This is a genomic window from Roseibium album, from assembly GCF_001404515.1.
GTDB lineage: Bacteria > Pseudomonadota > Alphaproteobacteria > Rhizobiales > Stappiaceae > Roseibium > Roseibium album.
Genome location: NZ_CXWE01000013.1, coordinates 71,079 through 88,212, shown reverse-complemented (window position 1 = coordinate 88,212; position 17,134 = coordinate 71,079). Strand labels below are relative to the sequence as shown.

The 17,134-nt window shown below is 57.8% G+C and carries 14 protein-coding genes; 5 read left to right on the top strand and 9 right to left on the bottom strand.

Annotated features, from left to right (window positions below; all coding sequences use genetic code 11):
- The first annotated feature begins 10 nt into the window (after positions 1-10).
- Genes LA5095_RS29490 through LA5095_RS29470 form a run of 5 tightly spaced genes read left to right on the top strand, consistent with a single transcriptional unit; the run spans position 11 to position 6,936 of the window.
- Positions 11-1,492, top strand: a complete 1,482-nt coding sequence (locus LA5095_RS29490; RefSeq protein WP_055391541.1) for a sugar ABC transporter ATP-binding protein — start codon at positions 11-13, stop codon at positions 1,490-1,492.
- Positions 1,489-2,436: an ABC transporter permease gene (locus tag LA5095_RS29485; RefSeq protein WP_029063478.1), complete on the top strand. Its 948-nt coding sequence runs from the start codon at positions 1,489-1,491 to the stop codon at positions 2,434-2,436. The genes LA5095_RS29490 and LA5095_RS29485 overlap by 4 nt, the downstream gene beginning before the upstream one ends.
- The gene (locus LA5095_RS29480) at positions 2,433-3,383 is read left to right on the top strand and encodes an ABC transporter permease (protein ID WP_055391540.1); all 951 of its coding nucleotides are present in this window, start codon (positions 2,433-2,435) and stop codon (positions 3,381-3,383) included. Before LA5095_RS29485 ends, LA5095_RS29480 begins: the two co-directional genes overlap by 4 nt.
- 55 nt (positions 3,384-3,438) lie before the next feature.
- Positions 3,439-3,888: a Rossmann-fold NAD(P)-binding domain-containing protein gene (locus LA5095_RS33350; protein WP_055391539.1), complete on the top strand. Its 450-nt coding sequence runs from the start codon at positions 3,439-3,441 to the stop codon at positions 3,886-3,888.
- A gap of 18 nt (positions 3,889-3,906) precedes the next feature.
- Positions 3,907-6,936, top strand: coding sequence for an aminotransferase class III-fold pyridoxal phosphate-dependent enzyme (locus tag LA5095_RS29470; protein WP_055391538.1), 3,030 nt, complete (start codon positions 3,907-3,909; stop codon positions 6,934-6,936).
- 61 nt (positions 6,937-6,997) lie between these two features.
- On the opposite strand, the gene LA5095_RS29465 is transcribed toward LA5095_RS29470, so the two are convergent.
- The 9 genes from LA5095_RS29465 to LA5095_RS29425 all read right to left on the bottom strand — a co-directional run bounded on the left by LA5095_RS29465 (position 6,998) and on the right by LA5095_RS29425 (position 16,954).
- On the bottom strand, positions 6,998-8,053 hold the full coding sequence (locus LA5095_RS29465) for a sugar phosphate isomerase/epimerase family protein (protein ID WP_055391537.1): 1,056 nt from the start codon (positions 8,051-8,053) through the stop codon (positions 6,998-7,000).
- Between the two features lie 46 nt (positions 8,054-8,099).
- Complete coding sequence (locus LA5095_RS29460; protein WP_208992916.1) at positions 8,100-9,701, bottom strand: glycoside hydrolase family 43 protein; 1,602 nt, start codon at positions 9,699-9,701, stop codon at positions 8,100-8,102.
- Positions 9,692-10,735, bottom strand: a complete 1,044-nt coding sequence (gene mgrA / locus LA5095_RS29455) for an L-glyceraldehyde 3-phosphate reductase (protein ID WP_055391536.1) — start codon at positions 10,733-10,735, stop codon at positions 9,692-9,694. Before mgrA ends, LA5095_RS29460 begins: the two co-directional genes overlap by 10 nt.
- Entirely contained in the window at positions 10,732-11,868 is a 1,137-nt protein-coding gene (locus LA5095_RS29450; protein WP_055391535.1) for a Gfo/Idh/MocA family protein, read from the bottom strand. The genes mgrA and LA5095_RS29450 overlap by 4 nt, the downstream gene beginning before the upstream one ends.
- 9 nt (positions 11,869-11,877) lie before the next feature.
- On the bottom strand, positions 11,878-12,624 hold the full coding sequence (locus LA5095_RS29445) for a sugar phosphate isomerase/epimerase family protein (protein ID WP_055391534.1): 747 nt from the start codon (positions 12,622-12,624) through the stop codon (positions 11,878-11,880).
- A gap of 31 nt (positions 12,625-12,655) precedes the next feature.
- Positions 12,656-13,750, bottom strand: a complete 1,095-nt coding sequence (locus LA5095_RS29440; RefSeq protein WP_055391533.1) for an ABC transporter ATP-binding protein — start codon at positions 13,748-13,750, stop codon at positions 12,656-12,658.
- Positions 13,751-13,761: 11 nt separating this feature from the next.
- Positions 13,762-14,643: a carbohydrate ABC transporter permease gene (locus tag LA5095_RS29435; RefSeq protein WP_051644930.1), complete on the bottom strand. Its 882-nt coding sequence runs from the start codon at positions 14,641-14,643 to the stop codon at positions 13,762-13,764.
- Positions 14,644-14,692: 49 nt separating this feature from the next.
- Complete coding sequence (locus LA5095_RS29430) at positions 14,693-15,586, bottom strand: carbohydrate ABC transporter permease (protein WP_055391532.1); 894 nt, start codon at positions 15,584-15,586, stop codon at positions 14,693-14,695.
- 135 nt (positions 15,587-15,721) lie between these two features.
- Complete coding sequence (locus tag LA5095_RS29425) at positions 15,722-16,954, bottom strand: ABC transporter substrate-binding protein (protein ID WP_055391531.1); 1,233 nt, start codon at positions 16,952-16,954, stop codon at positions 15,722-15,724.
- Between the last annotated feature and the right edge of the window lie 180 nt (positions 16,955-17,134).

The window sequence follows — 17,134 nt, the reverse complement described above, 5'->3', positions numbered from 1 at the left end:
CGGAGGAGCAATGACGACGGAAACTGCAAGCCCTTTGATCTCTCTTGGGGGAATTCAGAAGGTATTCGGGGCGGTACAGGCCCTGAGCGGCGTGGATCTTCAAATCCATGCCGGGGAATGCCTGGGACTTGTCGGCCACAATGGTGCCGGCAAGTCTACCTTGATGAATATTCTCGCCGGGACACTCGAAGCGAGTGAAGGCAGCCTGACGATTGCAGGCACCGGCCTCGGCAAGGGTTACCTGGTACAGGACGCCGGGAGACTGGGCGTCCGCTGTGTCTTCCAGGAATTGTCGCTGTGCCCGAATCTGACGGTTGCCGAGAACACGCGGATCATTCATCCCGTTCTGAAAGGTTTCGGGTGGCGCAAGCGTGCCGGCCTCCTGATCATGAAACAGCTCGACCAGGTGTTCCCCGGTCATGGTGTGTCCGCATCAGATGTCATCGGGGATCTCTCGATCTCGAAACGCCAGATGGTCGAGATCGCCCGGGCTTTCACCGTCACCGACACGGACATTCGCCTTGTCATTCTGGATGAGCCAACTTCCTCGCTGGATTCGCGGGTTGCTGACCAGCTTCTCAATTATGTGAACCAGGTCACTGGTCAGGGTGTCAGTGTTATTCTCATATCCCATCTGCTTGGCGAAATCCTGCAGGTTTCGGATCGGATTGCAGTCATGAAGGACGGTCGTGTCGTCGCCTGCAGAAACGCCGCGGATTTCGATCGCGTCAGCCTGGTGGAAGCCATGGGCAGTACCGTGGTCGCAGGAGCAGCACCGCGCCGAGGTGAGGAAAACAGTGCAACGATCGGCGAAGAACGTATCCATATGCGTCCATCGGGACAGCCCGATGACCAGAGCATTCGCGCGCAAGCCGGTGAAGTTGTCGGTTTTGCGGGTCTTGCCGGTCAGGGGCAGACAGAGGCCCTGCTTTCCGTATTCGAAGGACATGGCGTTCTGCCGTCGGGAGCCAGGGGCGCGGGATGCTGTTTCATTGCCGGAGACAGGCAGGTGGATGGAGTCCTGCCGCTCTGGTCCATCCGCAAGAATATCGGAATTTCCTCACTTGGGAGGATGCGGTCCGGCATGCTGATTCAAAGTGAACGCGAGCTTGAGCTTGCCGAGGCCTGGAAGGAACGGATCGGCATTCGCGCACCTGACGTGGAAGCGCCGATCCTGTCCTTGTCGGGTGGAAACCAGCAAAAGGTGCTGTTTGCCCGGGCGCTTGGATCGGCTGCCGAAATCGTGCTGATGGACGACCCGATGCGTGGCGTCGACGTCGGCACAAAGAACGAGGTCTACACCATCATCCGGCAGGAAGCGTCACAGGGACGGACGTTCCTTTGGTACACAACCGAAATGGAAGAGCTGGACTACTGTGACCGTGTCTATGTTTTCAGGGACGGGATCGTCAGTGAAACGCTCACCGGCAGCGACATCACGGAGGAGAATGTTTTGCAGGCGTCCTTCAAGCAGGTGAGCGGAGCAGCATGAACGGTCTTCGTTTTTTCGCCTCTGCCCGATTTTGGCGAGGCGCATTGCCCGCGCTGTCTCTGACCTTCGTGCTCGTCGGCGTATTCTGGTTGCAGCCGCGCGCCATGAGCTATTTCGGCCTGAATCTTCTGTTCAATCTGGCTGTCCCGATCGCGCTTGCAACGATCGCCCAGATGTTCGTGATAGCGGTTAATGACCTTGATCTTTCGATCGGCAGTTTCGTCTCGCTTGTGGCCTGCATCGGAGCAACCTGGCTGCGAGACACACCGCTACTCGGAATTGCTGCCCTGTTGGGATGCGTTGCCGTTTATGCCGCCCTTGGGGCGCTGATCTACATCAGGCAACTTCCCAGCATTGTGGTCACACTGGGAATGTCGTTCGTCTGGTCCGGCTGTGCTGTTCTCCTGCTGCCAACTCCCGGCGGAAGTGCCCCGGACTGGATCAGGACGCTTGTTTCCTACAAGCCGTCTTATGTTCCCATGCCACTCCTGGCAGCGGTTGCTCTCGGTCTGGTCGTTCACTTCGGGCTGATGCGTACATCCTGGGGGGTGCTCATGCGCGGGGTCGGTGGAAACGAGAAGGCGATCACGCGCGCAGGCTGGTCCGTCCTGAAACTCAAGATGGTGATGTATGCGCTCACCGCAGTCTTCGGCATCCTGGCAGGTCTGACCCTCGTCGGGCTGGCAACGTCTGCCGATGCAAACATCGCACTCCGCTATACGCTTCTGTCGATCGCGGGTGTCATTCTCGGCGGCGGTGAATTTGTCGGAGGTCGGATCTCTCCAGTGGGCGCGGTTCTTGGCGCAATGACGCTCACATTGACCGCATCCTTCCTGTCGTTCCTGCGCATTTCACCTGACTGGCAGATAGGCGCTCAAGGAGCAGTCCTGATCATCGTTCTGGCACTGCGCGCGATCGTCAACCGGTTGGAGGCGCGTCGATGAGATCGATTGAAACCTTCATGCGACACCATCCCTGGAGCTGGTCCTTCGTTGCCGCGTTTTTAACCTGGGCTGCAACGGCAGCATATATCAGCGGGACAGGCGGACTGGCACTCGCCTCGACAGCATTGTCCTTTTCGACATTCTTCGTGATGGTCGGCATCGGGCAGATGTTCGTCATCACATTGGGTCCCGGCAATGTCGACCTGTCGATTCCGTCGACAATCACGCTGTCGGCCGTGGTGTCCATGATGGTGATGGACGGCTCCAATGCCATGATCGTGCCGGGTTTCCTCGCTGCGATCCTGGTCGGGACACTGGTCGGTCTCTTCAATTACGGCCTGATCCGGGTGCTCAGCATTCCGCCGATTATCGCGACCATGTCCTCAAGCTTTCTGGTTCAGTCGAGCGCCATTGCGCTGGGACGTGGTGTAAAGATCAAACCGCCTGCAGCGCTCGAATGGGTCGCGACGGCAAAACTCACAGGCGTGCCCGTCCTGTCGCTGGGTGTGATCGCCCTGGCGGTGTGCATGGCCATTCTCCTGAACCGTACCGTCTACGGTCGATCCGTGACGGCATTTGGACAGAACACGCGCGCCGCAGGTCTCGCCGGCGTTCCCATTGAACGTATCCGCTACCTGACCTATTCACTGTCCGCTGTTCTGGCGGCCATTTGCGGTGTTTTCCTGGCCGGGTTCTCCGGCGGCTCTTCGCTGAACATGGGGGAAGAGTATCTGCTCGCCTCCATCGCGGTCGTGGTGATCGGCGGGTCTTCGATTGCCGGAGGCAATTCCAATGTTCCCGGGATCTTCGGCTCGGCACTGTTCCTGTTTCTGCTCGTTGCCATGTTGAACACCTTTGGAGCAGCAGCAGGCCTCCGCCTGATCCTGACCGGGCTGATCATCGTTGGTGTTGTCACCTTCGCCGGTGGCCGCGCGGAAAACCGTTAGCTCCGGTTTTCAGAATTTTTCGCAAGGCTTTTTGCCACCGTGTCATCACCGGGTTTTGTCTTGGCAAACTGAAATCTGGACAGTCGAAGCCCTGAATGATCGGGAACGGTTGGCCAAAATCACGTTCGTCATGCTGGCAATCGTGCCGGCAATCGTGGCGGGACTGCTGACATTCGGCGGCTACCTGCACAGGTGTCATCCGCTTGCCTCCGGCCCCGAGCTGATTGTCGATACGATCCGCGGCATTCCGGTGCTTGTCATCATGCTCGACCTGAATGTCGAGAGCCTTCATTGCAGAGCAACACGTAAACTGACCCATGACCTGTGGGCAGAGAACATGGCAGTTGTCCCGGTTCACCCGGGATGGTTCAGGACGGAAACGGGTGGCAGCGAAGCGGTAATTCCGGTCGTGGAAAGCGCAACTGGACTAATCTCCTTGATCGACGGCATGACTATGTCGGATACAGGCAGCATCAGAGCTTTCGATGGCTCGGTGATCGCATGATGAGGATGCTTCGGATACATGAACAAGAGCGCCGCTAATGGACCGGATTGCGTTGATGGAATTCACGAACTGTTGGACGAGTTATTCGCCATTCAGGGAAACATCTCGCAGCTGCCCGGCGAACACGATCTGAATTTTCATGTTCACACCCCGCGTGGCGACGACTTCCTGCTGAAACTGCACGCCCCCGGTGATGAGGCAGAGCTCGACATGCAAGTCAAGGTGCTTGAGCATCTAGCCGAACATGCGCCCGGTTTGCCGGTATCGCGGCCGGTCCCGGACAGGAAAGGCGCAACGGTCACGAATGTCGAATTTCGCGGCCCGCGCAGGGCTCGGCTCCTGACATGGCTATCCGGTGACGTCTGGGCAAAATCCAGGAACCGCGATGGTGCCTCCGCCCAAACGCTCGGCACGCTCCTGGGGGAGCTTGACCGGAGCCTGACGTCTTTTTCCCATCCGGGCGCCAAACGGATCTACAACTGGGACATTGCGCAGGCCGCATCTCTTCTCGACCAAGTCGATTTCATCGAAGATCCGGACAAGAAAAGGGCTGTTCTGGAAATCCTGGCGCACTTCAAGGACAGGGTCCTGCCGCGTCTCAAGGACCTGCCGCACCAGGTAATCCACAATGATGCCAATGACTACAACGTTCTGCTCGATGGAAGAGGGAACGTCAGCGGTCTTCTGGACTTCGGCGACATGGTTGAAACCTGCCGGGTCATCGAGATTGCAGTCGCCGGGGCATACGCTCTGATTGGTTCTGAGGATCCTGTCGGGACGATCGGCAGGATCGCAAGTGCGTATCACCGGGTGAACCCGGTCACGGAACAGGAAGTCGAACTGATTTTTGATCTGGTCAGGACTCGCTATGCCGTTTCCATGTGCATGGCAGCGAAGCAGATCCGCGAGTTTCCCGAAAACCGTTATCTGCTCGTCAGCCAGGAAGATGTCTGGCGGGAATTGCAGCACCTGGCCAGGGAGAACCCGCGTCTTGCGGTTTTGAGATTGCGAGAGGCCTGTGGCTTTCAGCCGGTTCCCTCGGCAGCACGTGTCATGCGCTGGCTAGAGCGCAATGCTCATGACTTTGCATCCGTCGTCAAACCGGAAAATGAGCGACCCGAGGCCGTTGTATTCGATTTTACGGCAAACGCTTCATATGCAGAGGAGTTGTCGCGATTTGACGGCCCGCAATTTGACAGGTTCTGCGAGGATGCGATCAGCGACGCCGGTGCAGACTTCGGCATCGGTGTTTATGGCGAAGACCGGACCGTCTACAAGAGCGACGCTTTTGAAATGGCGAACCCTGCCATTCGCCGTTCGGTGCACCTGGGGATAGATATCTTCGCCCCCGACTATGAACCGGTCTACGCACCCTTCGCCGGCAAGGTAGCCTTTTTCCATGATGATGCCGTGTCGAACGGTTTCGGTCCGACGGTTCTTCTGGAACACGAAACCGATGAAGGGGATGTCTTCTGGACGCTTTATGGTCATCTCTCACGGCGCGGCTGCGAGAAGCTGACAATCGGGCAGACAGTCGAAACAGGGGAGGCGTTTGCAGAATTCGGCCCACGTCCGGAAAATGGCGAGTGGCCGCCGCATCTTCACTTTCAGATCGTCACCGACCATCTTGGACTGGAAGCGCGGATGCATGGGGTCGGCGTGCGCCGGCAATGGGCCGTCTGGCGCGATATCAGCCCGGATCCCAGTGTCATTCTGGGCCTGCCGGTTCCGGCATCGGTAATTGTCGCGCAGGACAAGGAGACACTCATACGCGAGCGTCATTTGCGGATCGGCAGGGCTCTGAGCATTGCCTATTCCGATGCGCCCCTGAAAATCGTCGGCGGCGAAGGCGCCTACCTGATCGACGATGCCGGAAAGCACTGGCTCGACATGGTCAACAATGTCTGCCACGTCGGCCATTGCCACCCGCGCGTCGTCAAGGCAGCACAGAGGCAGATGGCAGCGCTCAACACGAATTCACGGTACCTGCACGATACGCTGGTGGAGTATTCGCGGCGCTTGACGGCCCAGTTCCCTGACCCGCTCAATGTCTGTTTCTTTGTGAATTCGGGAAGCGAAGCCAATGATCTGGCGCTACGGCTGGCACGAAATCATGGCGGCAACCACGATGTCATCACCGTTGACCACGCTTATCACGGGCACCTTTCCAGCCTGATCGACGTCAGTCCCTACAAGTTCGCCGGCGAGGGTGGAGCGGGATGCCCGGAACATGTCCGCGTTGCCGAAATGCCGGATCTCTATCGCGGCAGATGGCGCCATGGCGATGTCGGCGCAGGGCGGAAATACGCAGAGGATGTGAAGCGGCAAGTCGAAGCACTCGCACACGAAGGCAGGCAACCTGCATTGATGTTCACTGAAGGGGTTCTCGGGACCGGTGGCCAGCTGGTTCTGCCCGACGACTACCTGAAGCATGCCTACCGTCACGTTCGCGAGGCAGGCGGCCTGTGTTTGGCCGACGAGGTTCAGATCGGTTTCGGCCGGGTCGGCAGCCACATGTGGGCATTCGAGACCCAGGAGGTTGTCCCGGACATTGTTACCCTTGGCAAGCCCATCGGAAACGGACATCCCATGGCAGCCGTCATCACCACCGAGGAGATCGCGGCCACCTTTGCCAATGGCATGGAATATTTCAACACGTTCGGCGGGAACCCCGTGTCTGCATCCATCGGTCTCGCAGTCCTTGACGTGATCCGGGACGAGAGGCTGATGCATCACTGCCACGACGTTGGCAATCGGCTGATGGACGGCGCCCGGGCTCTGGCAGACAGGCACGAAATCATCGGCGACGTGCGTGGGCTCGGCCTCTTCATAGGCATCGAACTTGTCCGTGACCGTGAGACGCAAGAGCCGGCCCCGGACGAGCTCGACACGGTAATCCGGAAACTGAAGCAGAACCACGGGATACTGCTGTCCAGCGAAGGACCTCACGACAACGTTTTGAAGATCAAGCCGCCGGCGCCGTTCAGCCCTGAGAATTGTGATTATTTCCTCACGTCGCTCGACGAGGTTCTGTCTGGACTGGTGTAGACCGCGTGAAGGCGTCCAGGGCTCTCGACCACCGAAGATCCCGCCGTGCGGGTCTTGATCATCAGAGGCCCAGCATTTTCCGGATCTGCTCCTGATCGGTGTCGCCACCGGCGAAATCGTCGAAGGCCTTGTCGGTCACTTCAATGATGTGGCTTTCAATGAAGGGGGCGCCTTCGGCTGCTCCCTGCTCGGGTGACTTCAGGCAGCATTCCCATTCCAGCACCGCCCAGCTCTCGTAGCCATATTGTGCGAGTTTGGAGAAAATGCCGGAAAAGTCGACTTGTCCGTCACCGAGGGAGCGGAAGCGTCCGGCACGGTTGATCCAGCTCTGATATCCCGAATAGACACCCTGGCGTCCGTCGGGATTGAACTCGGCATCTTTCACGTGATAGGCGCAGATGCGCTCGTGATAGATATCGATGAAGGCGAGATAGTCCATCTGCTGAAGCAGGAAGTGGGACGGGTCGTAATTGATCTGGCAGCGTTTGTGACCGCCAAGCGCGTCGAGGAACATTTCGAAAGTCGCGCCGTCGAATACGTCCTCGCCCGGGTGAATTTCGTAACCGACGTCAACCCCGTGATCCTCATAGACATCCAGGATCGGTTTCCACCGTCTGGCAAGTTCCGCGAAAGCCTCTTCGACAAGACCGGCCGGGCGCTGTGGCCAGGGATAGAGATATGGAAACGCCAGAGCGCCGGTAAAGCTGACGGTAGCGTCGAGGCCGAGATTGCGACTGGCAATTGCTGCCTTTTTCATCTGGTCGACCGCCCATTCCTGCCGCCCGTCGGGATTGCCGTGCAAGTGCGCCGGGGCGAATCCGTCAAATGCAAGGTCATAGGCCGGATGAACGGCAACCAGCTGGCCCTGCAGGTGGGTCGAGAGTTCGGTGATCTCGACCCCTGCATCCGCACAGATGCCTTTGACCTCGTCGCAATAGGCCTGGCTCTCCGCGGCCTTGTTCAGGTCGAACAGGCGGCTGTCGAAAGTCGGTATCTGAACACCCTTGTATCCCAGACCCGCTGCCCATTTCGCGATCGACGGGAGGCTGTTGAATGGTGCTTCGTCACCGGCAAATTGCGCCAGAAAAATTGCAGGTCCTTTGATCAGTCCAGCCATTGGGTCCTCCCGGTTTCAGTTAGGAACGCGCGATGCATAACCGCAGTCAAGTTCCTTCAGGTTCATAAGAAAAATGTGTGAAGTCGGCCGTTCTGCCGCTGCCTGTCACGTCGAAAGCAAGCATTCCCACGAAAGCGCCGGTGAAAGAAGCGTGTTCCCCGCGGCCACCTTCGTCTGAAATCACACGCGCATCAAGCGTTGGTCCGATAGAACGCCAGTCGCTCGCCTGGCGCCAGAAGAACTGTTGATCAGTGCCATTGACTTCGACTGCAAGATCGACGGGGCCGCCATCGATGGCAATGTGTTCCGCTGGAAATTCCATGCGCCCGTCCGGCCAGCTGCCGGGACACGACATCAACGTCAGACAACGCCCGAGTTCCCGGTTCCAGCTCACTGCAAGAAAATGAAATTTGTGACGGTTATAGTAAGTCGCAAGCCCGGCTGCCTGCTGATAGGTCTCCGGTTCGAAGGCGGAGAGAGTGGTTTCGGCCCGGTAGTGCAGGTGTTCTTGCCTGCGTGCGACAAGAGATTGCTCGTACCAGCTGCCGATGCTTTCGCGTCCTGTGAGGCGCAGTGCCGTCCCGGTGAGCGTAAACAGGCGCTCCGGAAAAGGGGTTCGCAACCACTGGAATTCCGGAGGAAGCTCCGTGCCGTCAAAGGTTCTTTCAAGTTTTTGCGGCGGTTTGGCAATAGTCTCACCAAGGCCGGGGACATCGGCTTGCGGAAGTTGACCGCCGTCGGCGAGATAGAGCCAGTCGTCTCTCCAGACACACTTCTGAATCGCGGTTTCCCGTCCAAGCGGTGAATATCGGCCGGGCAGGGGACGGGAGCAAAGATGCGTGTGATAGGTCCGACCGTCAGCAGTTTCGACGATCTGTCCGTGCCCGGCCCGCTGCAGCGGCCAGTCGGCATTGTCCTTTGCGGTGATAAGATGGGTCGCCGGATGCAGCTCGTAGGGGCCGTCAATCGACCGGGCTCTTGCCATTGTGACTGCATGTTGGTAGCCGGTGCCGCCTTCGGCTACGGTCAGGTAATACCAGCCGTTGCGTTTATGAAGGTGCGGACCTTCTGTCAGGCCCAGTGAGCTGCCGGTGAAGATTTTTTTCGGGCGGCCGATCAACCCGCGGGTTTCTGACCATTCCTGCAGCAGGATGCCATCGAAGGCGGAGGTTTCCGGTTTGCCGCCAACGGAGCTGGACACATGATTCCATTGCAGAACGAGATACCATTTTCGTCCATCATCGTCGTGAAAGAGCGAAGGATCGAACCCGTGTGACGAGAGATATATCGGATCGCTCCAGGGGCCTCCAATTGACGGCGCGCTCACAACGTAGTTGTGCGCGTCCTTGAAGTTTCCATCCAGCCGCTTGACGTCCGTAAAGACCAGCCAGAACCGCTCGTCGGCATAACTCAGGCACGGCGCCCAGATCCCGCCGCTGTCCGGGTTGCCACGCATATCAAGCTGGCTGGCCCGGTTTAGCGGCCGGCAGGTCAGATCCCAGTTGACCAGGTCCGTCGACCGGTGGATCTGGACACCCGGATACCACTCGAACGTCGAGGTGGCGATGTAAAATTCATCGCCAACACGGCAGATCGACGGATCCGGGTTGAAGCCTGGCAGGATCGGGTTTCGGATCATCAGCGGGATGGTCCTTCCCGTTCTGACGATGCGGCCCACAGATTGACTTTTCCTTCCACCGTCGTGGCATCGATTTCCTGAAGTTCCGCTTCGGTGAAATCCATGTTTTTGACGACGGCGGCGCAATCCCGCACCTGTTCGGCACGGCTGGCACCGATCAGAGCCGTTGTGAGCCGGCCTTTGCGCAGCACCCATGCAAGCGCCATCTGCGCCAGCGTTTGTCCGCGCTGCTCTGCCATTGCATTCAGGGCCCGGATCGCGTTCAGGGTCTCTTCGGTCAGGAACTCACTCTTCAGGGATTTTCCCTGGGTTGCACGGCTGCCCTCCGGAATGCCCTTCAGATATTTGCTGGTCAGCATTCCCTGGGCCAGGGGTGTAAAGGCAATGGACCCGATACCGAGATCCTCGAGAGTATCGAGCAGTCCGTCCTCTTCCACCCATCTGTTGATCATCGAGTAGCTGGGTTGATGGATCAGGCAGGGCGTGCCGAGTTCCTTCAGGATTGCAGCGGCCTCCCGCGTCCGTTTGGAATTGTAGGACGAGATGCCGACATAAAGTGCGCGTCCGGAGCGAACGATGTGATCGAGCGCCATCATTGTCTCTTCGAGCGGCGTCTCCGGATCGAAACGGTGGGAATAGAAGATGTCGACGTAGTCGAGACCCATCCGCTTCAGTGACTGGTCGCAAGAGGCAATCAGATATTTCCGGCTGCCCCACTCGCCATAGGGTCCGGCCCACATGCCATAACCGGCCTTGGACGATATGATCATTTCATCCCGGTAAGGGGCGAAATCGGTTCGCATAAGGTCGCCGAAGGCTTCTTCTGCAGAACCGGGGGGCGGACCATAATTGTTTGCGAGGTCGAAATGGGTGATCCCGAGATCGAATGCGGTTCGCGCGATGTCACGCTTGCGTTCGTGCGGCGTGTCGCCTCCGAAGTTGTGCCAGAGGCCGAGCGAGATTACCGGCAGTTTCAGGCCGGATCTTCCGCAGCGGCGATATTCCATGTGATCGTAACGTGCTTGCGCAGCTTGCCAGGTCATAATGTCTCCGAATGAGCCAACAGGTCCCTCGCCGCTTGGGGATCAAGGGCCTCGGGACGGTCGCATGTGGTGAGAATATCCTTGTACTCACCTGTCTCGCCAGAGGCGAGTATGGATGTCATCACATCTACGACATGGAGCGAGAATTCAAGCGAACACCGGTGGGGGCGGCCTTGAAGGATTGCAAGTGCCATATCCGCGAGCCCTGCCGCACGGTAGTTCGCATGAGGGCCGTCATTGGCAATCGAAAACGGATGTTTCCAGTCTTCAGAAACAGTTACGAAACTGCCTTTTTCGGTCAGGCGCAGTTCACCACCGAAAAAATTCGGATCGGGAACGTGAATCGTCCCGTCCCGTCCATAGAGTTCCATGTTGGAATGGCCATGCTGCCAGACATCCCAACTGGCGCAGTACGTGACTTGCGCACCGGAATGGAACTGCAGGATTGAGTGGATTGTTGTCGGGGTCTCGACCTTGATCTTTTCACCATGTCGCGGTTCTGAGGTGATGGTCCGGTAGTCCGATCCCGACATGCACATGGCGGTGACCCGTTTGACCGGCCCGAGCAGCTGAACCAGATTGGACACGTAATAGGGGCCCAGGTCCAGGATCGGACCTCCACCGGGCTTGAAGAAGAAGTCCGGATTCGGATGCCACATCTCCATGCCCGGACTTTGAACGAAACATGTCCCGGACGTCACGGCGCCAACGGAGCCCTGGTCGATCAGATGCCTGGCAAGCTGGTGTGCGCCACCAAGAAACGTATCGGGTGCGGAGCCGACACGCAGACCTTTTTCCCCAGCAAGGGTGGCAAGGGCCTGGCCTTCTTCGACACTCAGAACGAATGGTTTTTCGGAATAGACGTGTTTGCCTGCTTCCAGAATTGTCCTGGACACCTCGAAATGCGCGGCAGGTACAGTCAGGTTGACGATGATGTCGATATCGTCTGCCGACAACAGGCCGTCCACGGTTTCTGCCCTGAGGTTGAATTCTTCGGCGCGCGCTTTTGCAGCGTCGTCGCTTAGATCGGCGCACGCACGCACCTCAATGCCCCGGAACAGGGGCGCCAGACGCATATAGGCAGCCGAAATATTTCCGCATCCAAGGATGCCGATACCAAGTTTGTCAGTCATTTTTCGTCCTTAGAATCTCTGAAATGTCTCGATCGAGCGGCTGGCGAAGCGTTCGAAGTCCGACGGGTTGTCGTGTTCCATGACAAACAGGTCGACATCGATGTTGCGCAGGGCCGCAGTGAGCGTCTTCCAGTCCATGACGCCATAGCCGACATCGGCCCAACCATCCTCGTCAATACACTCGTCCTCAGGGGCAATATCCTTCACGTGAGCCGTGGTGATGCGCTCGGCATACCGGTCGATCCAGGCGAGCGGGTCCTGTCCTCCCCTGACGATCCAGGCGATATCCGCTTCCCATTCGATGGAAGGGGCATTTTGAAGAAGAATGTCCATCGGAAGACGACCGTCCGCACAGGCAGCAAATTCGAAGTCGTGATTGTGCCAGCCGAACCGCAATCCTGCGTCGCGGACCTGCTTGCCGATGTTTTCAAGCCGTTTCCCGACAGAAGTCCAGGCGTCCGCGTCGGCGACCCGTTGTTCCGGGGGGAGGGCCGGACAGAACAATCGCTTCATGCCGAGCGTTTTGGCGGTCGCCACCACGGTGCCGAGATCGTCTTCGAATTGCTCGAGCGGGAAGAAATGCCCGGAAGGCATTGCCAGGCCATGCTTGTCGAGAAGCGCCTTGAAAGCGGCGGCATCTTCATAATTGCCGCCAAAACCCTCAACCTGCGTGTATCCGAGGTTGGAAAGATGACTGAGCACATTGTCCCACGGTGAGAAATTGCGGGCGGAATAGAGTTGAAATGAAACGTCCATGACTGTTGTCCTGAAGGTTGGGGGTATTCTGTCAGATGCGGTTTTCACTTGATTTGTCGAAGAGATTGGCACGTGCAGGGTCAAAGCCGACAGTCACGCTGTCTCCGTCACGCACGAGTGCCTGTCCGTCCATTCGAACCCACAGGGAGCGGCCGGCGACGGCAACACGGGCAAGGGTGTCCGAACCCAGAGGTTCAACCAGTTCCACGCTGCCGTTCAGACGGATAGCTGCGGTGTCCGCCTCGGCCCCGGTAACCATGTGTTCAGGGCGGATCCCGAACCAGGCAGGTCCCTGCACGGGTGTACCATTGTGGAATTCGTATCCTTCGAGCGGAAAGAACTGGTCACCGGTGGAAAATCTCAAACCGTCGCCTCCCACGATGTCACCTTCAAAGAAGTTCATGGTGGGAGAGCCGATGAATTCGGCAACATATTTGTTGGCAGGCCGGTTATAGATTTCGTTCGGCGAAGCAAGCTGCAGGATCTGGCCGCCGCGCATGATGGCGATACGGTCGGCAAGTGTCATGGCTTCGATCTGGTCATGGGTGACGTAGATCATCGTGTTGCTGAGCTTCTGGTGAAGTTGCTTGATTTCGACCCTCAGGTCCGCCCGAAGCTTTGCGTCGAGATTGGACAGGGGTTCGTCAAACAGAAAGACATCCGCGTCGCGTACCAGCGCCCGCCCGATCGCGGCTCTCTGGCGCTGGCCGCCGGATAGAGCCGCCGGCTTGCGGCTCAGGAGAGGTTCGATCTGCAGGACTTTTGCCGCCCGGTTGACCCGTTCCTCGATTTCCGCTTTCGGCAGGCCGGCATTCTTGAGGCCGAAGCTGAGATTTCCGGCAACCGTCATCTGCGGATAAAGCGCATAGCTTTGAAACACCATGCCGATACCGCGCTCGGACGGTTCTTCCCAGGTCACGTTGCGCCCGCCGATAAAGATCTGTCCGTCCGAGACATCGAGAAGTCCGGCGATACAGTTGAGCAGGGTGGATTTGCCGCAGCCGGAAGATCCGAGCAGGACAAGGAATTCGCCCTGCCCGACATCCAGGTTGAGGTCCTTCAGGACATCTAGCGCCCCGAAGCTCAGGGCGAGGTTCTTGATGGATATGCTTTGGTTGGTTTCCATGGAGCGTCTCCTCAGCCTTTCACGGCGCCGGCGGCAATGCCGCGGACAAAGAGTTTGCCGGAGATGAAATAGATGGTGAGCGGAACAAGGCCGGTGAGGATCGTTGCCGCCATGTTGACGTTGTATTCCTTCACGCCCTGTGTCGAGTTGACGATGTTGTTGAGCTGAACCGTCATCGGATAGAGGTCCGGCTTGGTGTAGATGACACCGAACAGGAAATCGTTCCAGATACCGGTCACCTGCAGGATCATCGCGACTACGAAGATCGGCAGGCTCATGGGCACCATGATCCGGAAATAGATGCCCCAGAAACCGGCGCCGTCGACACGGGCCGCCTTGAACAGTTCCTGCGGCACGGACGCGAAGTAGTTCCGGAACAGCAGCGTCAGGATCGGCATTCCGAAGATCGTGTGCACGATAACCAGGCCTGTCAGGCTGCCGTAAAGACCGACTTCCCGCAGCATGATGACGATCGGGTAAATCATCACCTGATAGGGAATGAATGCGCCGACGATCAGGATTGTGAAGAAGGTTTCGGAACCCTTGAAGCGCCAGTTCGCAAGTGCATAGCCATTGACGGACGCGATGGCGATGGAAAGCAGGACAGAGGGTATGAGGATCCTGACGGAATTGAAGAAACCTCTTGAAAGGCCGTCACAGTTCAGCCCGGTACAGGCCTCCGCCCAGGCCTTCACCCAGGGTTGGAAGGTTATCTCGACAGGCGGTGAGAAGATGTTGCCAAGACGGATTTCGGGCATGCCCTTCAGCGACGTCACGATCATCACGTAAAGAGGCAGCATGTAATACAGCGACACCATGATCAGCGTGCCGTAGATCATTATGTTCCGGCGCGACAGTACGGTGCGCGGTTTCGGTCCGCGAGGTCCGGTCATCTCTTGCGGGACAGGGGAGACCTGGACGTCAGCGGAGGCTCTGGTCACGTTACCCACGGCGTTTTCCTCCGAATTCGAGATAGGCCCAGGGAACGACGATCACGATGACCGTAAGAAGCATCATGGTCGAAGCGGCAAATCCCTGTCCAAGGTTCTGCGACAGAAACATGGCGTCATAGACATATTTTGCCGGAACTTCAGAGGCGATGCCGGGCCCGCCACCTGTCTGTGCGACCACCAGGTCGTAGACCTTGATGATGCCTGAAGCGATCAGAACGATGGCGGTAATGAAGATGCCTCGCATCATCGGAATGATGATGAAGATGTAGGTCTTCCACATCGGAATGCCGTCGATTTTGGCAGCTTTCCAGATGTCCTCGTCGATACCGCGCAGACCGGCAAGCATGAGACACATGATCAGTCCCGTGCCTTGCCAAAGACCGGCGATGAGGATGCCGTAAATCACGATGTCGGGATTGTAGAGCGGGTCGAAGGAGAAGTTTTCCCACCCGAGATTACGCACGACTTGCTGAATACCGAAATCCGGATTGAGGATCCATTGCCATGCAAGTCCGGTGACGATGAAACTCAAGGCGAAGGGATAAAGCAGCAGCGTTCGGAATGTGTCCTCGAACCTGATCTTCTGGTCGAGCAAAGCTGCCAGAACAAAACCGATAAGAAGGGAAAAGATCAGGGAGAACGCACCGTAGATGGCAAGGTTCTCAATGGATATCAGCCATTTGCTGCTGCTCCACAACCGTTCGTACTGTGCGAAGCCGACGAACTTCTCTTTGGGGAGAAGCTTCGAGCTGGTGAACGAGTAGAGCACCGTCCACGCTGTTCCACCTATGAAAACAACAAGTGCGGTCGTGATCATGGGGATCGCGGCTATCTTGGCACTCAGGTTCCTGTGCCATCTTGCTGGACCCGTTGCTGCGGCCATGTTGCTGTGTCCTTGTCGAAGAAGTCTTTCGGCGCGCGCTCGGCTTACCCTGCGCGCAGGAATGCGCGCAGGGCTGGAGGACGCCGCCCGGGCGAGACATGACGACGACTGTCCGGGCGGCGGAGCGCCCCGGGATCAGTCGGCGCTGCTGATGATGGACGCGAACTGCGCCTGTGCATCTTCAGCGGACATTTCCGGGTTGTTGAAGAACTCGACAAAGAGATCGTTGACCTGCTGGTTGCTGTCTGCCGACATCAGCTGGTCAGTGCCTGGAATGATGTTGCCCTTGGCCAGAATGTCCAGGCCCTTGCGCATACAGTCATTTGCCGCTGAAAGGTCCACATCTCCGCGAACGGGAAGGGAGCCCTTTTTCAGGTTGAATGCCACCTGGGTCTCTGGAGAGATCATCACTTTGGCAAGTTCGCCTTGCGCTTTGGTAATGGCCTCGTCGTCGACTTTCGGGAAGTAGAATGCGTCGCCGCCCGTCTGAATTACCTCGTTGACGCCGAGGCCCGGCAGACAGGTGTAGTCCTTGCCGGCGACCTGTTCGGCGACCTGGAACTCACCCTGCGCCCAGTCACCCATGATCTGTCCGCCAGCCTTGCCTGTAATCACCAGATTGGTGGCATCGTTCCAGGCCTGGACATTGGAATCCTTGGCAAGATCCCGCGCTGTCGCCGCGGCTTGGAAAACTTTCGTCAACTCGGGACCGGCAGCAAGCTCTGCATCCTTGTCTCCGAATACCTTTGTGTATGTTTCCGGGCCCGCCAGCGCAGTCAGCAGCGTTTGGAACGCCAGCGTTGTCTGCCAGGGCTGCTGACCCATTGCCAGCGGTACGATACCGGCTTCCTGAAGCTTGGGCGCAGCGGCGACAAATTCGTCCCAATTGGTGGGAACAGCCAGGCCATTGTCCTCAAATGCTGAATTGTTCAGCCAAAGCCATTGCGGTGAGTGAATGTTGACCGGCACGCAGTAGATTCTGCCATCAAGTGTGCAACTGTCGAGCAGGGATGACGGAAAGACGATTTCCTTCCATTTGCCTTCTTCTGCGATGTCGGTGAGGTCGCGCATCAGGCCGGCCTCGACGAGTTCTTCAGCCTGCCGGCCATGGTTGAATTGAGTGGCCGCCATCGGATCGCCACCTGTAATGCGGCTGATCATGATCGGTCGTGCGGTGCCGCCGGAACCTGCTATCGCTCCGTCAACCCACTTGTTTCCGGTTGCGTCAAAGGCCTTGGCGAATTCCGCAACTGCTGCAGCTTCACCGCCGGATGTCCACCAATGTGTCACCTCAAGATCGGTCGCCTGTGCAGCTGTCGCGGCACAAAGGGCCGTGGATGCGGCAAAAACCACGCGTAATGCTTTCATGTTGTCCTCCCATCGAACCCAGATTGTTCGAATGTCCTAACGATGTTGCGTTTCTTGCGCTTTGTAATCGATTACATATTGTTGTATACTTCGTGTAATCGATTACATTTATCATTCGCGGGAAACGGCTCTGTGTCAACCCGGAATGTGAATAAAGCGAAAAACAAGCGCTCCGGAGAA

Bases quoted from the DNA above. Each gene is read 5' to 3' on its own strand.
- LA5095_RS29490 (WP_055391541.1), top strand. From the start codon at position 11: ATGACGACGGAAACTGCAAGCCCTTTGATCTCTCTTGGGGGAATTCAG.
- LA5095_RS29485 (WP_029063478.1), top strand. From the start codon at position 1,489: ATGAACGGTCTTCGTTTTTTCGCCTCTGCCCGATTTTGGCGAGGCGCA.
- LA5095_RS29480 (WP_055391540.1), top strand. From the start codon at position 2,433: ATGAGATCGATTGAAACCTTCATGCGACACCATCCCTGGAGCTGGTCC.
- LA5095_RS29470 (WP_055391538.1), top strand. From the start codon at position 3,907: ATGAACAAGAGCGCCGCTAATGGACCGGATTGCGTTGATGGAATTCAC.
- LA5095_RS29465 (WP_055391537.1), bottom strand. From the start codon at position 8,053: ATGGCTGGACTGATCAAAGGACCTGCAATTTTTCTGGCGCAATTTGCC.
- mgrA (WP_055391536.1), bottom strand. From the start codon at position 10,735: ATGACCTGGCAAGCTGCGCAAGCACGTTACGATCACATGGAATATCGC.
- LA5095_RS29450 (WP_055391535.1), bottom strand. From the start codon at position 11,868: ATGACTGACAAACTTGGTATCGGCATCCTTGGATGCGGAAATATTTCG.
- LA5095_RS29445 (WP_055391534.1), bottom strand. From the start codon at position 12,624: ATGGACGTTTCATTTCAACTCTATTCCGCCCGCAATTTCTCACCGTGG.
- LA5095_RS29440 (WP_055391533.1), bottom strand. From the start codon at position 13,750: ATGGAAACCAACCAAAGCATATCCATCAAGAACCTCGCCCTGAGCTTC.
- LA5095_RS29435 (WP_051644930.1), bottom strand. From the start codon at position 14,643: ATGACCGGACCTCGCGGACCGAAACCGCGCACCGTACTGTCGCGCCGG.
- LA5095_RS29430 (WP_055391532.1), bottom strand. From the start codon at position 15,586: ATGGCCGCAGCAACGGGTCCAGCAAGATGGCACAGGAACCTGAGTGCC.
- LA5095_RS29425 (WP_055391531.1), bottom strand. From the start codon at position 16,954: ATGAAAGCATTACGCGTGGTTTTTGCCGCATCCACGGCCCTTTGTGCC.